Origin of the sequence: Streptomyces sp. NPDC004284 (genome assembly GCF_042874035.1) — a bacterium.
Lineage (GTDB): Bacteria > Actinomycetota > Actinomycetes > Streptomycetales > Streptomycetaceae > Streptomyces.
The window spans coordinates 60,999-76,772 of sequence record NZ_JBIAMJ010000018.1 but is presented as its reverse complement, the minus strand read 5'-3'; the positions used below and the strand labels follow the sequence as shown (position 1 = coordinate 76,772).

Below are 15,774 nucleotides of genomic sequence, written 5' to 3'. Positions count from 1 at the left end.
CCCGCCTTCCCGCTCGGCGGATCACGCGGACAGTCCCTGCCGCTGTGGGGCGTCCTGGGACAGCAGCGACCGCAGGTCCTCCAGGCCGGGGGCCGTCATGCGGCTGATCCGTCCCGCCTGGCGCGTCATCATGCCTTCCAGGACCTGGCGGGCCAGGCGGGCGTTGCCGAAGGAACGGTCGCGCGGCAGGGTCTCGAAGTACTCGCGGAGCACCTGTCCGGTGCCGGGGCCGCACTCGTAGCCCGAGGCCGTCGCGTGGGCCCGCACGATCGTGACCAGTTCGTCGGAGGAGTAGTCGGCGAACTCGACGCGCCTGGAGAAGCGCGAGGTCAGGCCCGGGTTGGAGGCCAGGAAGCCTTCCATCTCCTCGGTGTATCCGGCGACGATCACGACCACCTCGTCGCGGTGGTCCTCCATCAGCTTCAGCAGCGTGTCGACCGCCTCGCGGCCGAAGTCGGAGGCCGAGGAGCCCGCCGGGGTGAGGGTGTAGGCCTCGTCGATGAACAGCACGCCGCCGATGGCCTGCCGGAACACGTCGCGGGTGAGCTGCGCGGTGTGGCCGATGTACCGGCCCACCAGGTCGGCGCGGGAGACCTCGACGAGCTGGCCCCGGGGCAGGACGCCGAGCGAGGTGAGCAGTTCGCCGTACAGACGGGCCACGGTCGTCTTGCCGGTGCCGGGCGGGCCGGTGAAGACGAGGTGGTGGCTGATGCGCGGCGCGGGCAGGCCCGCCGCCTCGCGCTGACGCGCGGTGGACAGCAGGTTGACCAGGTCGGTGACGTCGCGCTTCACGCCCGCGAGGCCCACCAGGTCGCCCAGCCGTTCCAGCGGGTTGGTCCCGTCCGGCGCCGTCCCGCCCGAGGCCGCCGCGGCCGCCTCGGCACCCACGTCCTCGGGCAGCAGCAGCTGCAGGTCGCTCTCGGAGATCTCGGCGAGCCCGGCCAGCCGGGTCGCCTGGCGGTCCACCATCTCCTCGAACACCCGGCGCGCCTCGCGGCCGTTGCCGAACGTGGCGTCCTTGGGCATGCGGTCGAAGCGCACGGTCAGCGCCTGGTGGGTGGACTCGTCCAGGCGGTACTGGTGGCCGAGGCACATCTTCTCGACGATGGCGACGAGCTCCGGCACGGTGTAGTTCTCGAACTCGACGGTCCGGGAGAAGCGGGAGGCGAGGCCGGGGTTGGACGCGAGGAAGTCGTCCATCTGGGCGGAGTAGCCGGCGGCGACGACCACCACGTCGTCGCGGTGGTCCTCCATCAGCTTGAGCAGCGTGTCGACCGCCTCGCGGCCGAAGTCGGCGCCGGAGCCCTTGCCGTCGGACAGCAGGGTGTACGCCTCGTCGATGAACAGGACGCCGCCGAGGGCCTGGTTGAAGGCCTCGGTGGTCTTGATCGCGGTGCCGCCGACGATCTGGGCGACCAGGTCGGCCCGGGAGACCTCGACCAGGTGTCCCGAGCGGAGGGTGCCGAGCCCGGCGAGGACGTTGCCGTAGAGCCGGGCCACGGTGGTCTTGCCGGTTCCCGGGGGGCCGGCGAAGACCAGGTGGCGGCTCATCGGGGGCGCGGGCATGCCGAGTCGGGCACGGCGCTGGGCGAGCTGGGTGAGGTTCACCAGCGTACGGACCTGCTGCTTGACGTTGTCGAGCCCGATCAGTGCGTCGAGCGCGGCCAGGGAGGCGTCCTCGCCCGAGCCGTCGCCGTGCTCCTGGGTGCCCGGGGAGGCCGCCGGGTCGGTGTCCTGGGCGTCGCCGACTCCCCACGCGTCCCGCTTGCCGTTGCCCGCGCTGGTCAGGCCCTCCACGGCCACCCGGTCGCTCGTCCTGGCCTGGATCAGGCCGCCGCCCGCGTTGTCGCGGGCGGTGCAGTCGACCACGGAGACCGGGGAGTCGGACTCGATGCGCACGCCGTCCTTGCCGCTGCCGCTCAGCTCGCAGGAGTTCAGGGCGGCCCGCCCGCCGTCGGAGACCAGTACGCCGTGCTCGGTGCTCTCGTGGGCCGTCACCCGGGTCGCGGTCAGGTCGCCGTCGGTCTCGACCAGGATGCCGTGGAGCACGGCCTTGGTGATCACGCAGTCCCGCACCGTCATGCTGCCGTCGGCGCCCACGGAGAGCCCCGCGCCCTGCGGGGTCTGCACCGCTCCCCCGCCGATGTAGACGTTGCCGTCGCCCTCCGCGCGGACTCCCGCGCCTCCGGGCCGCTCGATCAGGCAGTCCTCGAGGCGGCCCCGGCCGTCCTTGACGACCTCCACGCCGTGTCCCGCCGGGGAGATGATCCGGGCCCGGCGGACCAGTGGATGGGCGCCGGTGCGCACGGAGATGCCGACGCCCTTGGCGTCCACGATCTCCAGCCGGTCCAGTTCGGCCGCGGACTCCTCCTCCAGGAGCAGTGCCGTACCGGCGCAGTCCCGTACCGTCAGGCCGACGAAGACCGGCGAGGACGATCCCGTCACCCGCACCGCCGGCGCCTCGCAGGAGTCGGCCCAGCAGTCCTCGAAGGTGCCGCGGGAGCGATCCGTGACGAGGACCGCGTGCTGCTTGGTACGGGCCACCCGGCAGCGGCGCAGCAGCGGATCGCTGCCCTTTCCCACGGCGATGCCGACGCCGGAGGTGTTCGTCACCCGCACGTCCTCGAAGAGGGTGCGGGACTCGCTGGTGATGTGCAGGCCCACCGACGTGTCGTGCACCACCGTGCGCAGCACCGTGGTGGTGCTGCGGCCCTCCAGCGCGACCGCCGGCTGGTCCGTGGAGGAGATGTCGCACTCCTCGACCGATCCCCGGGCCTCGCCGTTGGCCAGGACGCCGTTGCCGCGGGCGTCGCGGATCGTGCAGCCCCGCACGGTGACCCGTCCCTGTTCACCGATCACGACGCCCGTCGTGCCGAGGTGTTCGAGGGTGGAGGACTCCACGGAGCTCTCCGCGGGCGACGTGACGACGACCCCGGCGCCCGTCCCGTTGGTCACCCGGCAGTCGCGCAGGGCCAGCGATCCGCTGTTACGGGCGAGCAGCGCGGTCCACGAGGCGCCCGCGATCTCACAGCCGTCCATCGCCACCTGCCCCCGGGGGGCGTCGACGACCGGAAGGTCCTCGTCGCGACCGCGCAGGACGAGGTCGGTGAGCATGACGGCATCCACCTTCAGCGTCAGCGCGGTGCCCCGGCGCGGGGCGATCTCCACGGTGCCGCGTGCCTGGGCGGCGACGATGGTGACCGGTGTGGTGATCGTCAGATTCTCCGGGTAGGTCCCGGGGAGGACGCTGAGGACCGCGCCGCTGCGCGCTCTGGCGAGCGCCTCCCCGATGGTTGACAGGCCGTCGGCACTGTCCGGGCCGACGGTGAGTACCTGGCGAGACACGCGTGGTTCCTCCTCGGACAAACACGGCTACGGGCCGGACGGACACATGGGCAGCCGTGCGGCGGAAACCTCTCTCGTCATCGCTTCCCGCCGGCACCCCACTCGACTGCCTCACCGACCAGACGACCGACCCCGCGTCCAGAGTAGTTGAGGTTCCCTCGCCCGGTGGCCCCAACAGGTGTGTCACTCCACCGCACACCGGCAGCCAGATACGTGTTTACTATCGGCACACATGCCGGTGATAGGGTGCGCGCCGGTTTCGTTTCGACGTCCCCCGATGCACGCAGTCCGCCGCCCCGTGTCAGGGCGTCTCGTTCGGAAGGACCCCATGCACCCTCCATCCACGCCCGGACCGGGCAGAGGTCTTCCCAGGCGCGTCCCGGGCAGCGGGAAGCAGGTCGGTTCTCCTTCCGCTTCCCCGCGGGGCAACGGAGCGGCCGGTGAATTCGGCCTGTCGGTTCCGGTGGGCAGGTCCGGACCGGCCCTCGCCGAAGACCGGGTCGAATCCCTCGCCCGGCTCGCCCGGCTCTCGTCACCGGGCTCCCGCGCGAACGGCGAGCGCTCCCGCAGGGATCCCTCCCCGCCCACGAACACCCTGTCCACGGACGCCCCGACCGTGGACGCCCCGACGGAGAAGTCCTCGAAGGGCGGGTCCAAGGGCTTCTTCGGGCGTCGCGGCGGCGAGGATCGGCGTGGAGGATCCCGAGGAGCGCTGGGCGTGGTCGGTGTGGTGGGCCTGCTGTCGGTGGGCGCCCTCGTGCTGACCCTCACCCTGAGCGGCCAGGACGACGAGGGCAGCCGCGGCGGGGCATCGGTGGTCGTCGGCTCCGGCTACGGCCCGGACGACGTCACGGGACTCGACGAGCCGGCGGATCCCCCGGCGAGCACATCCGGCCGCACGAAAACCCCTCGCCCGGCGAAGCCCACCGCGCCCGCCTCCCCCGGCAGCGGCCCGACAGGGCCCGCGCGAGTCGAGCCCTCCGTGGCTCCCGGCCCCCAGAAGACCGCCCCGGCCGCGAACGAGCCCCCGTCGGCCACGCCCACCCCGACGTCCGTACCGGGCACGCGCGTGTTCAGCCACGCGTCGCAGCGCTGCGTCGACGTCGCCGGCGGCAAGGCCGCACCGGGCGCGGCGCTGATGATCTGGGACTGCTCGGGCTCCGCCTCGCAGCGATGGACGTTCCCCTCGGACGGGACGATGCGCGCACTGGGGCTGTGCGCGGAGGTCGCGGGCGGCTCGACCGCCGACGGAGCGGACCTCCGGATGGCATCGTGCGACGGCGGCGCCGCGCAGCGCATCACCCTCAACGTCCGTCACGACCTGGCCGCGAGCCAGGCCGACAAGTGCCTGGACGTACGGGACGACCTGACGTCGAACGGCACACGGCTCCAGCTGTGGTCCTGCAACGGCCACGACAACCAGAAGTGGTCCTCGTCCTGACGCCTGACCGGGTGGCCGTGGCGGAGGCGCCGGTCCCGGACCCCGCCGAGTACCCCTCCGACGAGACGAGGCAGTGCCGTCTCAGCGATCCCCGCCGGTCCCGTCGGCCAACCGGTTGAGCCACTCGCGCAGCAGGCCGTGCTCGGCCGGGCTGAGCACCCCGGCGTCGTCCTGGTCGAGGGCCGCGAGCAGGCTCATGGAAGCCGCCGCGATACCGCCGGAGGCGGTGGTGTCCTCGCCCTGCTCCTCTGCCGGAAGGGTGATGGTCCTGACGACCATGTCCCGGACGGCGTACGAGGTCCGGATGTCGCGCACGTCCTCGGGGAGGGCGGTCAGCGTGAGGACCGTGCCCACACCGGCGGAGTGCATGAGCTCGGTCGCCCGCTTCACGCTCATCCGCAGTCGGCCGACGGCGGCGACCATGGTCATCATGTGGGCCAGGTGGGCGGCGGCCATGCGTCCGGCCTGGGGCATGTATCCGGGCCGCACCTGGCCGTAGACCAGGGCGTAGTACGCCGGGTGTTCAAGGCCGAAATCGATGTGCAGGTCCCAGCCGTCGCTCAGGGTCTGCACCGGGTCGTCGGCGGTGAGGAGCAGGAGCTCGGCCTTCTCTCCGAGGTACCGGCCGAAGCCGTGCTGCGCCACCTGGTCGAGCAGGCCGTCCTTGTCACCGAACAGCCGGAAGATCGACGGCGCCGGCACACCGGCGCGGGCGGCGACGGCCCGCGTGGACAGCGCTTCCAGTCCCTCTTCTTCCAGCAGCGCCGCCGCGGCCAGGACGATCTTCTGCCGCAGCGTCGGGCTTGCTTGCTCCGGTTCCGTCTCCCTAGCCATGAATCAACGGTATCAGTTTTGCGAACCATTGATTGTTCCAGTGATATCTTCCATCATGGATCGTTGATTCGCGACGAGGGGGACCCAGGCACATGAGCGGCAAAAGGTCAGGAGTTCAGACCCGCCGGAGCACCACGCACGACCCGCTCCATCTGACCCTGAACATCGAGCGCGTGCTGGGCCTCACCGCCCGACAGGCCATCAGGGCGGAGTTCCGCTTCGACCTGGACTCCCCCCTCACCGTGTGCGTGGAGTTCATCGTCGAAGGCGGCCCCCGTGTCCTGTGGCGGATCGGGCGGGATCTCCTCCAGCAGGGGCTGACCTCGATGAGCGGCCTCGGCAACATGCGGATATGGCCGTCGAACCGGAAGGAACGGGCCACCGCATGGCTTCAGCTGACGTCCCACGACACGGCGGCCCTGTTCGAGCTGCCCGTGCCGCCGCTGGCCACTTGGCTGGAGTACACGTACAAGCTCGTCCCCGCCGGCTCCGAACTCACCGATGTCGACTGGGACATCGCCACCACGGCGCTGCTCCGGGATCCCGAGCCGCGGACCGACTGAGCGGGGCGCGGCCCGCCGCGGCGCATGCGATCCCGGGAGCCGGCCCGCCTCCCGCCTCGCTCGGTCCACGGCCGGACGGCCGTGTGTGAAAAGGACATCGTGTGCGCTGCGCACCGGGACCGTACGCAGCACACACGATCGTTCATCGCTCGGGGCGTCGCGGGGCCTCAGCCCCTCCCGCCTCTCACACCCGCTTGTCCGCTCCCAGGCCGGCGGGCGTGGCGCCGGGCGGGCCGAGGATGATGTCGCCGAACTCCTCGGTCACCTTCTGGAACAGCGCCATGTCCCATTCGGTCTCGGCCGTGGCCAGGTGGGCGGGCGTACCGGTGCGGCGGATGAGCTCGGCGAACCGGGCGGGAGAGGTGATGGCCAGGGTCCGGGCCCCGTCCTCACCCGCCTTGATGGTGTGCGGAGTGTTCATCGGCACGCGGTAGAAGTCGCCCGGGCGCAGGGTGTAGGTGTCATCGCCGGACCACACGGTCAGGGCACCCTCGACGACCCAGATGCGCTCCTCGTAGCCGGTGTGCACGTGGAGGGGCGTGCCCGCGCCGGCCGGCAGCCAGACGTCGGAGATGTCGTGGCGCCCGTCGGTCTCCTCGGCGGAGGTGAGGATGGACAGACGGAGATGCTGCCCCAGGACGAACTGGCGGTCCTGCGGAACGGGCGGCGGGGAAGGGAAATTGCTCACGGTGTGCAGCTCCTGGCTCACATAGACACCGAGACCCGGTACTGAAGGCGCACGAAAGGACGCATGCACAGACGGCGCACGGGTCGTACTCGATGCCGGGAGTGTATACGCAAGAGGTGATCAGGTGTGAGCTTGCAACAGACACATGTCTCTTGAGAATTCCGGCCGTCCGACACACATGTCGGTCGTTTGACCCAAGGCGGCGGAGAGCGGAGACCTCGGTGGCCCGGCCCGTGCCGGACCGTCATCTGACTGATGTGTCCGCTTTGGCCACGCGTCAGAGTATGGGCGTCGGCCCGGTGTGAACCGGTCACTGGAAACGCGCGACGAAGGGTTTCGCATGATCAACAGGCGTACGTTCAGCAAGGCCGTCGGCCTGGGCACCGGTGCGGCGGCGGTCTCGCTGACCGGCCTGCAGACCGGCGCGTCCGCCGCGCACCATCCGGGCGTCACGCCCGTTCCCACGGTGCCGGACATCACCCCCGGCACGCACACCGGTTTCCACACGATCAAGCAGGTCAAGGCGGGCGTCCTCGACATCGGCTATGCCGAGCTCGGTCCCCGGCACGGCCCGGTCGTCCTCTGCCTGCACGGCTGGCCGTACGACATCCACAGCTACGCCGACGTCGCCCCGCTCCTCGCCGACCTGGGCTACCGCGTCATCGTTCCCTACCTGCGCGGCCACGGCAGCACCCGCTTCCTCTCCCGCCGCACCCCCCGTACGGCCGAACAGTCCGCCATCGCGCTCGACATCATCGCCCTGATGGACGCCCTCAAGATCGACCAGGCCGTCCTGGCCGGCTTCGACTGGGGCTCGCGCACCGCCGACATCATCGCCGCGCTGTGGCCCGAACGGGTCAAGGCTCTGGTCTCCACCAGCGGATACGTCATCACCGATCGCAAGATGCAGCTGGAGCCCGCCGCCCCGGCCGTCGAGCACAACTGGTGGTACCAGTGGTACTTCGCCACCGACCGCGGCAAGAAGGCGATGGAGAACGAGGAGCAGCGCATCGCGCTGTGCCGGTTCGTGTGGACGCTCGTCTCCCCCCACTGGAAGTTCGACGACGCCACCTACGCGCGCACCGCCGAGGCCTTCAAGAACCCCGACTACGCCGCCATCGTCCTGTTCAACTACCGCTGGCGCATCGGGCTGATCGACGGGGAGGCCCGCTACGACCGCTACGAGAGGAAGCTGGCCGGCCAGCCTCCCATCCAGGTCCCCACCGTCACCCTCGACGCCGCCCTCGACCCCTTCACCGCGCCGGGCGACGGCTCCTCCTACCGCGACCACTTCACCGGCCCGTACGCGCACCACACCTTCGCGAACGTCGGCCACAACCTGCCGCAGGAGGCTCCCACCGCCTTCGCGCGGGCGGTGGTCGAAGCCGATCACCTCTGAGCCCGCGCCCGACGCCGGCCCGGTGGCCCGCCCCCTCGTCGGCCGCTTCCTGAAGGAGTCTCCCCATGAACGAAGTCCAGTGGAACCGTCTGACCGCCGCCGAACTGCGAGCCCTCGCGGCGCGGGACGCGGTGGTCCTGCTGCCGGTGGGGGCCACCGAGCAGCACGGTCCGCATCTGCCCACCGGCGTGGACGACTTCCTGGCCTCGGAGGTGTGCCGCCGGGCGGCGGCACTGGCGTCCGAGCACACGGGTGTGGTGGTGGCGCCCCCGATCCCGATCGGACTGTCGGAGCACCACATGCCCTTCGGCGGCACCATCTCCCTCACCCTGCCCACCTTCCACGCCCTGCTGCGGGACATCTGCCGCTCGGTGGTGCGGGCGGGCTTCTCCCGCATCCTGATCGTCAACGGGCACGGCGGGAACATGACCGCCCTGCACGCCCTCACGACCGAGCTGACCGTGGAACTGGCGACGCCGATCGCCTTCGCCAGCTACTTCGGCGCCGGACGGGACGTGGTGCGCGACACCCTGGAGGCCCAGGACGGTCTCATGCACGCCTGCGAGGGCGAGACGTCCATGATGATGGCCCTGTCGCCCGAGCTGATCCGCACCGAGCACCTGGACGAGGCCCACGGGCCGCGGATCACGTTGCCTGCCGAGTCCACCGACCCCGTGTACATGGCCGTGACCTTCGACCGGATCACCGCGTCCGGTGTCGCCGGCGACGCCCGGGGGGCGAGCCCGGCGAAGGGCGAGCGGCTGCTGGCCGGCTGCGCGCGGGCATTGGCCGACGCCCTCGTACGGGACCCGTGGGCGAAGGAGGACGCGATGACGCGGTCCTCGCGCTGAGCACGGCTCGACGGCGACCGGCGCGTCGTACTTCGTACTCGGACTCGGACTCGGGCTCGGGCTCGGGCTCGGGCTCGGGCAGAGGCGGCGCCTTGGGGCCCGGCCCGGAACCCGTGCGCACAGTGCCGGGAGGAGCACCGCTCCTCCCGGCACCGCCGTGTTCAGGAGCCTGCGCGCACCGGGCTCCTCCGGCCGGCCGCGTCCGCGCCTCTGCCTCCGTCCTCGTCGGCCCCGCCACCAGGTGAACCCGCAGACTCCCCGCCCTCGTGCCCGTACGGCATGGGAAGCACCGCCGCCGGTACCTGGGGCACGCTGGCCGACGCCCTCGCGGCGGAGCACACCGTCGTGCTTCCCGACCTGCCGGGATCGGGGTGCAGCCCGCTCCCCGACAGTCCGCCGGCACTGGACGACGTGGCCGGCCAGGTCGTGGCCGCCGCCGACGCGGCGGGCCTGGACGACTTCGTGATCGCCGGGGTCTCGCTCGGCGCGGCCGTCGCCGTCAGGATCGCCGCGCTCCGTCCCGACCGGGTCCGCGGCCTGTTCCCCCTCTCCGGCTTCGCCCGGCCCCGCACCACGCTCTGGTTCCACCTGGAGAAGTGGTCCTCGTCGCCGGCCGGCCGCGACGCGGCCCTGGACGCGTTCCTGACCTCGCTGGCTTTCTCCGGAGCCGCCCGGCGGGAAGCGTCCGCTCCCGGAACCGCCGCACAGATCGCCCTCGCCCTGGACCTCGATGTCCGCGGTGACCTCCCCGCGATCACCTCGCCGGCCCTGGCCGTCGCGGCCATGGGGGACCGACTTGTCGACGCTGAGCACTCGGTGGAGCTCGCCGAAGGCCTCCCCGTGCCGTCCCGCCCCCGAGCGGCGCCTGCTGACGGCCGTCCTCCGTCCCCACCGTCACGGTGAACACCGGAAGGGCAGAAGGCCGTCGGGAAGAATCCCCTGTGCCTGGCTCGCCGACTTCGACCGCGACCGTGCGGCTGGCACCGCCCGCCCGCCGAGGTGCCCGCGGTGGCCCTCGCGGCGCCGATGGTGCGCTGTGGGCCGGGCAATGCCGGGGGCACGCTGGGCAAGGCGTGCGCTCGAAGGCCCGAACGGTGCGCGGGGCCGCGATGGGGGGTGCCGAACTCCTCAGGACTCGTGCTGCCGCCGCAGCGCGTCGGCGAGGGTCAGGAAGACGGGCAGGTTGGGGAAGCCGGCAGCCGCAAGCGTCATCCACGGTTTGCGGTCGCCGCGACGGCGGATCTCTACGCGGCCCTGCTTCACATCGATCCGTTCCACCTCCCGCCAGCCGATGCGGCGGCTGCCCTGCCCGATGCCGGAGATGTCGATGTCGACCACGCCGAAGTCGATCCGTTCACCGGCTTCCAGCCGGGCAGCGTCCCGCGGCACCCGTGCGCGGCTGAACGCGTTGGCGAGGCCCTCGGCGAACGGGACCATCCCTCTGAACTCGTCCCCCACCACGATCGCGGCACCTTGCTCGGACCTGATGGTCAGCCGGTGCGTGGTGGCGCTGGTGACCCCGTTGGTCACCTTGATGTCCTGCCGGGTGACAGAGGCGATCTCGTCCCAGGTGTATGCCGGTGTCTCCCCGCGGTCGATGTGCCAGAGGGCGCCGTGCTCGTACCAGGCCACCCAGACCTGGGGCGGCCGGGGACGGAACAGCCAAGCAAAGAGGAAGAACCCGACGAACCCCAGCGGGATCGCCGCGAGAACGAGCAGCGGAAGCGAGTAGTACCAGGCGCCCTGCTCCCGCTGGTCCTCGATCGCGTACGACAGGGCCAGCCACCCCAGGAACACGCCGAGCGCGCCCACTGGCAGCACACCGCCCCACGGGAAGCGCTTCGGCTCGTTCTGCACCAGCCCCTTGCGGGCCCCCAGTCCGTGCTCCTGCGCTGCGATACGTAACGCGTCCGGGACCCGTGCGACACCACGCTCCGACGACACCCAAGCCTCCCCCACCCGGAAACCAGGGCCTCATTATGGAGCTGTGGCGTTCGCGTGCGGTAGAGCCCGTCGGGACGGAAGGCGTGCACGAGCGGGTGGAGCGCAGGGCGGCATCGGCGCCCGGCTCCGAGAGTCCGGACAACGACGAAGCCCCGGGTCGCTGACCTGGGGCTCTGTCATGGAGCGGATGACGGGAATCGAACCCGCGCCGTGAACTGGGGAAGCTCAAGAGCCGGGTGGACACCGGGGCGTAGGGCTCACGCCGTCTCCCGCCCCGCCCACGCGCGCCGGCAGGCGGGGCCGTCCGCCGGCCGGTCAGTCGGTCAGCCGTTCCAGGGCCGCCGTCGCCAGGCGGAGCGCGGCGTGCAGTCCGCTCACCTCCGCGACGGTGGGGCGGACGACACCGGACCACTCGCCGCGCAGGCCCGGCCAGACCGCCACCAGCACCTGGGCCCCCGCGAGGCCCAGGTGTGCCGTGACGTCCGTCCGGCCGGCGGGCGCGGGCGTCCAGGACAGCAGGACACGGCCCGGCGGAACACGGCACGGTCCGCCCGAGGGCATCCAGGTGGCCATGAGCCGGCCGCCCGCCTCGGTCACCGTCGCGCCCCGGACGCCGGCGGGCATGGGCTCGCGGGTCACCGCGGACAGCGCGACCGGGGACCGGAAGCCCTCGCCGGAGCTCCGGACCAAGGTGAGAACCGGCCCGTTGCCGTCGACGGCCCTGAGCCGCCGCCCGGACGACGAGGGCCTGGCCTGCGTACGGCCGCAGCACCACCGACCGCACCTGTAGGGTCTCGTCACGTCTCCCCCTCCGCCCTCCATGTGTGAGTGTCTCGAACCTCAGTCTTGCGGAGGCGAGGCCTCCACACATCCGTCATGTGACGGTCCTACGAAAACACGTGTCTCACGGGACCCTCGCGCCCGGGAGCGCCGGCTGTTCGAGACGGTCATGCGAACGCTGTGCCCCGCTTCCGGCACCCCCATACCCGAGGTCCGGTGAGGCGCGGGATGAACCGGGTGGTTCCGCAGCCTCGGCGACCACGAGATCACCGGCCACCTGCACGGACGCTGCTGCTCCGATCGGCGCGGGCATCACCGCCGACCTGGCCTTCGAGAAGGCCGGATCCGATCCGTTCGTGGTCGGCGTGACGGCCGTGCTCGCACTGACGCTGCGGGGCTTCTCACCCCGGCAACCGGTCCTGCGCCACTACGGCGTCGCGTACACGGCCGGGCTCCTGGCCACGATGGTGATCAAGGCCGTCTGACGCGGTCAGTAGAAGTCGTCGCCCTCGAAGAGGGTGAACAGCCGCACCATCTCCACGTAGAGCCACACCAGGGTCAGGGTGAGTCCGAACGCCGCCGGCCAGGACTGGGCACGGGAGGCGCCGTACGTGATGGCGTCCTCGACCTGCCGCAGGTGCAGCGGCAGGAAGGAGGCACCCAGGACGACGCCCACGAGGGCCATGAAGAGACCGAGGCCGAAGGGGCGCAGGCCCAGCGCGTCCGCGCCCATGGGGGGAAGCAGCAGCAGGTCGGCGAGTGCGAGCAGGGCCAGGCCGAGCAGCGCGGCGCCGACGAAGGCGTGGCCCCGGCGGCTCGCCCGTATCCAGTGCAGTCCGGAGGCGATCAGGACCCCAGCGGAGGCCGCGATCGTCCCGAGCACGGTCTGGACGAGGAGACCCGGCGACAGGTGGCTGGAGACCGTCGCGGAAAGGGTGCCGAGGAACAGGCCCTGGGACGCCGCGAAGAGCAGGGTCCGGGTCGGGGACGGCAGGTTCCGGCGGTACTGCGTCACCACCAGCGCCGCGGTGAGGGCGGCCGCCGCGACGACGATGCCGTACGACGCGAGCGTGCCGATCCGCTGGAGGGGCACCACCGTCCACGTCAGCACGGCCGCGAGGGCCGTGACGCCGAGGGAGGCCGCGGCACGGGGCAGGACGGCTCCCCTCGTCATCAGATCACCGACGAAGAACGGCAGCGGAGCGGGCCCGTGGCCGGGGTCCAGGTCGTTGCCCGCCCCGAACCGGTCCCGGACGACGGCGATCCCGGTCCGCGGGTCCCCGGCCGCCGTCTTCTGTCCGCCCCGCCGCCTGAACTGGGGCCGGGAAAGGATCGGGTTGCTGCTCTTCAGCGTTCGCTGCTCGACGAAGGCCACGTCGGTTCCTCATCTCCGTGTCGGACGTGCCGGCGCTCGTGGGCGTCCCGGACGCTGACGGACCTGCCGGACGTGTCGGCCTGTCTCACCGTGCCCCGGCGGACGAACCACGCACATCAGTCACTTGACGGTGGGATCCGGGGTGAACCACGGAACGACCGACCGCGTTGTCCGGAGGGAGGGTCCGTTCGCCGCCACACCGGCGCCTGCGGCGAACGGGCAGGCCCGTGGGACGACTGGTCTCGACGGTCTCGACGGCGGGACTCGCGGTCCGGAAGTACGGCTCCTTCCGGACCGCGCCTCCTCGTCCGGCTGCCCCGATCAGCTCTTCAGCCGGTGCGGATGGGCGGGGTACACCCCCAGGACGCGCACCTCGGAGGAGAAGAACCTCAGCTCGTCCAGGGCGAGGGCGACGCGCTCGTCGTCGGGGTGTCCCTCGATCTCGACGTAGAAGCGGCTGGCACCGAGGCCCGCGCCGATCTGGTAGCTCTCGATCTTGGTGAGGTTGACCCCGCTGCTGGCGAACCCGCCGAGGGCCTTGTACAGCGCGCTCGGGATGTTGCGCACGCTGAAGAACAGGCTCGTCATCGACGGCTGCGCCGGGTCGGTGGCCCCGGCCGCCTCCCGGGACAGGACGACGAACCGCGTGGTGTTGTCCGGGTCGTCCTCGACCCCCGGGCGCAGCACGTGGAGGCCGTGGAGCTCGGCCGCGGCGGGGGGTGCGAGGGCCGCGTGCCGGGGGTCGCCCAGTTCGGCCACCTCGCGCGCGGCGCCGGCGGTGTCGTCGCTGACGAGGGTGCGCCAGCCGCCCTCCCGCAGCAGCTTCCGGCACTGTCCCAGGGCGTGCACGTGGCTGCGGACGCACTCCACCTGGTCCGGGGTGGCTCCGGGCACGCCCATCAGGTCGAAGCGGATGGCGAGGAAGTACTCGGCGACGATGAACAGTCCCGACTCCGGCAGCAGGTGGTGCACGTCGGCGACGCGTCCGGCCGCGGAGTTGTCCACCGGGATCACGGCCACGTCGGCGTCGCCGAAGGTCACGGCGTCCAGGGCCTGCTCGAAGCCGGTGCAGGGCAGTCCCACGCTCTCGGGATACAGGGCGCGGGCGGCGGTCGCGGAATTGGATCCCGGTTCACCCTGGTACGCGACGGTCGTCACCATGTTCTGCCTTCCTGCGGGCTGTTCTGTCGGGCGGCAGGAGCTCCGTTGCGTACCGCGCCTGCTGAAGTATGGGTGTACTGGCCTCGATGACGGCCACCAAGGGGTGCCGGTCGCTGTTCCCGCCCAGTGCCAGCACGTGCTGGTACGCCTCCGCGAGGACGTGGTGGACGACGTTCGCGGCCTGTCGGGCCCGCACGGCGAGCCGCTCCTCGACGTCCGGGGGGAGGTCGTCCCGCGCGGCGGGACACCCGATCAGGGTGGCCGTCAGGCTCAGCCGCTCGTCGTGCAGCACGGCGGCCAGTTCCGTCTGCAGGGCGGTGCGCGCGCCCGCTTCCCGCAGCGCGTTCCCGCCGGGGGGCCGGAAGGACAGGACGTCGGTCATCCGGCGGGCCGCCCCCAGCGCCATGGCGGCGACCGCCGTCCCGAGGAAGGACGCGTCCCCGGTCCGCAACGGCGTGCCCGTGGTGTACGTGGCGAATCCGGTCGGCACGTACAGGTCGATCAGCCGGAACCCCGGCCCCGGCGACGCGTCGTGGTCGTGCCCGCCCCTGGCGCCGGGGAGGCTCTTCGCGGGCACCACGAAGAGATCCGGGCCGCCGGCCTCGGTGAGACCCCGCACGGGCTGCCGCCGACCGCCGACGTTCGGCAGGGCCACCCACGGTCCCGTTTCCCCTTCCTCGCGCGAGGGCAGGTGCCACACCCCGGACAGCGCGAAGCCGCCGGAGGACGGCTGTGTCACCGGAATCCTCGGCAGGCCGGCGGGGGGAACGGCGGTGGTGAGGGGCGCGGCCCAGTTCCAGGTACGGGTGAAGGCGCGCCACGCCTCCGCGGGATCGGCGTGGCCCTGCGCCTCGTAGGACGAGAGCACCCCCGCGAGGCCGGCCGTGGGGCCGAGCGGATCCGGTGGGTCGTCATGCGCGAACATCGGCATCTGTCCAGGCCGCCTGTTCACCGGCAGGCAGGCCGGGGATCCGGTTCGGTGGACGGGGGAGCCAGACGGTCTTGCCGCCGTCCGTCATCGTGCATCAGCTTCTTCCCGCATCGGCCTCGACATGTTCAGGACCGCTTCGTTCGGCAAACGTTCACTGATCCAGATCATGATACGTGTGCACAGCAGGTGTGACCGGTCGTGTGAGGATCACCACTGCGAGGAGCGACCTCTTCAGGCAACCTGATGCGCGTCGCGCAAGAGGCACTTCGGCCATAACCAGTGACGGGAGCCCCTGGAGGGATTTACTCTTTTGTCCCGGGCAGGGCGCGGAACAGTGATAAACGTGTCTCGGTCGCAGTGGAACCCCGCGTGTGGGGTCGCACGGCTCATTCGGTCACCTGTGCTCGCGCCGTACGGCGGACCGTCCGGGATCAGCCGCGTACCCAGGCCACTGTGTCCGGC

At 71.8% G+C, this 15,774-nt stretch carries 14 protein-coding genes; 6 read left to right on the top strand and 8 right to left on the bottom strand.

Annotated features, from left to right (window positions below; genetic code table 11):
* Window positions 1-21 precede the first annotated feature (21 nt).
* Window positions 22-3,345 carry a right-handed parallel beta-helix repeat-containing protein gene (locus ACFYUS_RS32850; RefSeq protein WP_388860476.1) on the bottom strand — a complete coding sequence of 1,108 codons (3,324 nt, stop codon included), beginning with the start codon at window positions 3,343-3,345 and terminating at the stop codon, window positions 22-24.
* Between the two features lie 463 nt (window positions 3,346-3,808).
* On the opposite strand from ACFYUS_RS32850, the gene ACFYUS_RS32845 reads away from it, so the two are divergent.
* The gene (locus ACFYUS_RS32845; protein WP_388860473.1) at window positions 3,809-4,786 is read left to right on the top strand and encodes a ricin-type beta-trefoil lectin domain protein; all 978 of its coding nucleotides are present in this window, start codon (window positions 3,809-3,811) and stop codon (window positions 4,784-4,786) included.
* 81 nt (window positions 4,787-4,867) lie between these two features.
* Here the strand turns inward: ACFYUS_RS32845 and ACFYUS_RS32840 are convergent, their stop codons facing one another.
* The gene (locus tag ACFYUS_RS32840) at window positions 4,868-5,620 is read right to left on the bottom strand and encodes a TetR/AcrR family transcriptional regulator (RefSeq protein WP_388860470.1); all 753 of its coding nucleotides are present in this window, start codon (window positions 5,618-5,620) and stop codon (window positions 4,868-4,870) included.
* Between the two features lie 92 nt (window positions 5,621-5,712).
* On the opposite strand from ACFYUS_RS32840, the gene ACFYUS_RS32835 reads away from it, so the two are divergent.
* The gene (locus tag ACFYUS_RS32835) at window positions 5,713-6,183 is read left to right on the top strand and encodes an SsgA family sporulation/cell division regulator (protein ID WP_388860467.1); all 471 of its coding nucleotides are present in this window, start codon (window positions 5,713-5,715) and stop codon (window positions 6,181-6,183) included.
* A 184-nt stretch (window positions 6,184-6,367) separates the two neighbouring features.
* On the opposite strand, the gene ACFYUS_RS32830 is transcribed toward ACFYUS_RS32835, so the two are convergent.
* Window positions 6,368-6,871 (bottom strand): cupin domain-containing protein, encoded by a 504-nt coding sequence (locus ACFYUS_RS32830; protein WP_388860464.1) that lies wholly within the window; start codon window positions 6,869-6,871, stop codon window positions 6,368-6,370.
* Between the two features lie 340 nt (window positions 6,872-7,211).
* Between ACFYUS_RS32830 and ACFYUS_RS32825 the strand changes: the two genes are divergently transcribed.
* The 3 genes from ACFYUS_RS32825 (at window position 7,212) to ACFYUS_RS32815 (ending at window position 10,024) form a co-directional block, all read left to right on the top strand.
* The gene (locus tag ACFYUS_RS32825) at window positions 7,212-8,270 is read left to right on the top strand and encodes an alpha/beta fold hydrolase (protein ID WP_388860461.1); all 1,059 of its coding nucleotides are present in this window, start codon (window positions 7,212-7,214) and stop codon (window positions 8,268-8,270) included.
* Window positions 8,271-8,335: 65 nt separating this feature from the next.
* A complete protein-coding gene (locus tag ACFYUS_RS32820; RefSeq protein WP_388860458.1) occupies window positions 8,336-9,121 on the top strand; it encodes a creatininase family protein in 786 nt (261 codons plus the stop codon).
* A 279-nt stretch (window positions 9,122-9,400) separates the two neighbouring features.
* Window positions 9,401-10,024 carry an alpha/beta fold hydrolase gene (locus ACFYUS_RS32815; protein WP_388860455.1) on the top strand — a complete coding sequence of 208 codons (624 nt, stop codon included), beginning with the start codon at window positions 9,401-9,403 and terminating at the stop codon, window positions 10,022-10,024.
* 225 nt (window positions 10,025-10,249) lie between these two features.
* Here the strand turns inward: ACFYUS_RS32815 and ACFYUS_RS32810 are convergent, their stop codons facing one another.
* Entirely contained in the window at window positions 10,250-11,080 is an 831-nt protein-coding gene (locus ACFYUS_RS32810) for a DUF6585 family protein (RefSeq protein ID WP_388860452.1), read from the bottom strand.
* Window positions 11,081-11,380: 300 nt separating this feature from the next.
* Window positions 11,381-11,755, bottom strand: coding sequence for a hypothetical protein (locus ACFYUS_RS32805; RefSeq protein WP_388860449.1), 375 nt, complete (start codon window positions 11,753-11,755; stop codon window positions 11,381-11,383).
* 446 nt (window positions 11,756-12,201) lie between these two features.
* Between ACFYUS_RS32805 and ACFYUS_RS32800 the strand changes: the two genes are divergently transcribed.
* Complete coding sequence (locus ACFYUS_RS32800; protein WP_388860445.1) at window positions 12,202-12,330, top strand: hypothetical protein; 129 nt, start codon at window positions 12,202-12,204, stop codon at window positions 12,328-12,330.
* 5 nt (window positions 12,331-12,335) lie between these two features.
* On the opposite strand, the gene ACFYUS_RS32795 is transcribed toward ACFYUS_RS32800, so the two are convergent.
* The 3 genes from ACFYUS_RS32795 to ACFYUS_RS32785 all read right to left on the bottom strand — a co-directional run bounded on the left by ACFYUS_RS32795 (window position 12,336) and on the right by ACFYUS_RS32785 (window position 15,306).
* Window positions 12,336-13,220 carry a Bax inhibitor-1/YccA family protein gene (locus ACFYUS_RS32795; RefSeq protein ID WP_388860442.1) on the bottom strand — a complete coding sequence of 295 codons (885 nt, stop codon included), beginning with the start codon at window positions 13,218-13,220 and terminating at the stop codon, window positions 12,336-12,338.
* 321 nt (window positions 13,221-13,541) lie between these two features.
* The gene (locus ACFYUS_RS32790) at window positions 13,542-14,378 is read right to left on the bottom strand and encodes a prephenate dehydratase (RefSeq protein ID WP_388860685.1); all 837 of its coding nucleotides are present in this window, start codon (window positions 14,376-14,378) and stop codon (window positions 13,542-13,544) included.
* Window positions 14,353-15,306, bottom strand: coding sequence for a hypothetical protein (locus ACFYUS_RS32785; protein ID WP_388860439.1), 954 nt, complete (start codon window positions 15,304-15,306; stop codon window positions 14,353-14,355). The genes ACFYUS_RS32790 and ACFYUS_RS32785 overlap by 26 nt, the downstream gene beginning before the upstream one ends.
* Between the last annotated feature and the right edge of the window lie 468 nt (window positions 15,307-15,774).

Coding starts and splice junctions, on each gene's coding strand:
- ACFYUS_RS32825 (WP_388860461.1), top strand. CDS start 7,212: ATGATCAACAGGCGTACGTTCAGCAAGGCCGTCGGCCTGGGCACCGGT.
- ACFYUS_RS32840 (WP_388860470.1), bottom strand. CDS start 5,620: ATGGCTAGGGAGACGGAACCGGAGCAAGCAAGCCCGACGCTGCGGCAG.
- ACFYUS_RS32785 (WP_388860439.1), bottom strand. CDS start 15,306: ATGTTCGCGCATGACGACCCACCGGATCCGCTCGGCCCCACGGCCGGC.
- ACFYUS_RS32835 (WP_388860467.1), top strand. CDS start 5,713: ATGAGCGGCAAAAGGTCAGGAGTTCAGACCCGCCGGAGCACCACGCAC.
- ACFYUS_RS32820 (WP_388860458.1), top strand. CDS start 8,336: ATGAACGAAGTCCAGTGGAACCGTCTGACCGCCGCCGAACTGCGAGCC.
- ACFYUS_RS32815 (WP_388860455.1), top strand. CDS start 9,401: ATGGGAAGCACCGCCGCCGGTACCTGGGGCACGCTGGCCGACGCCCTC.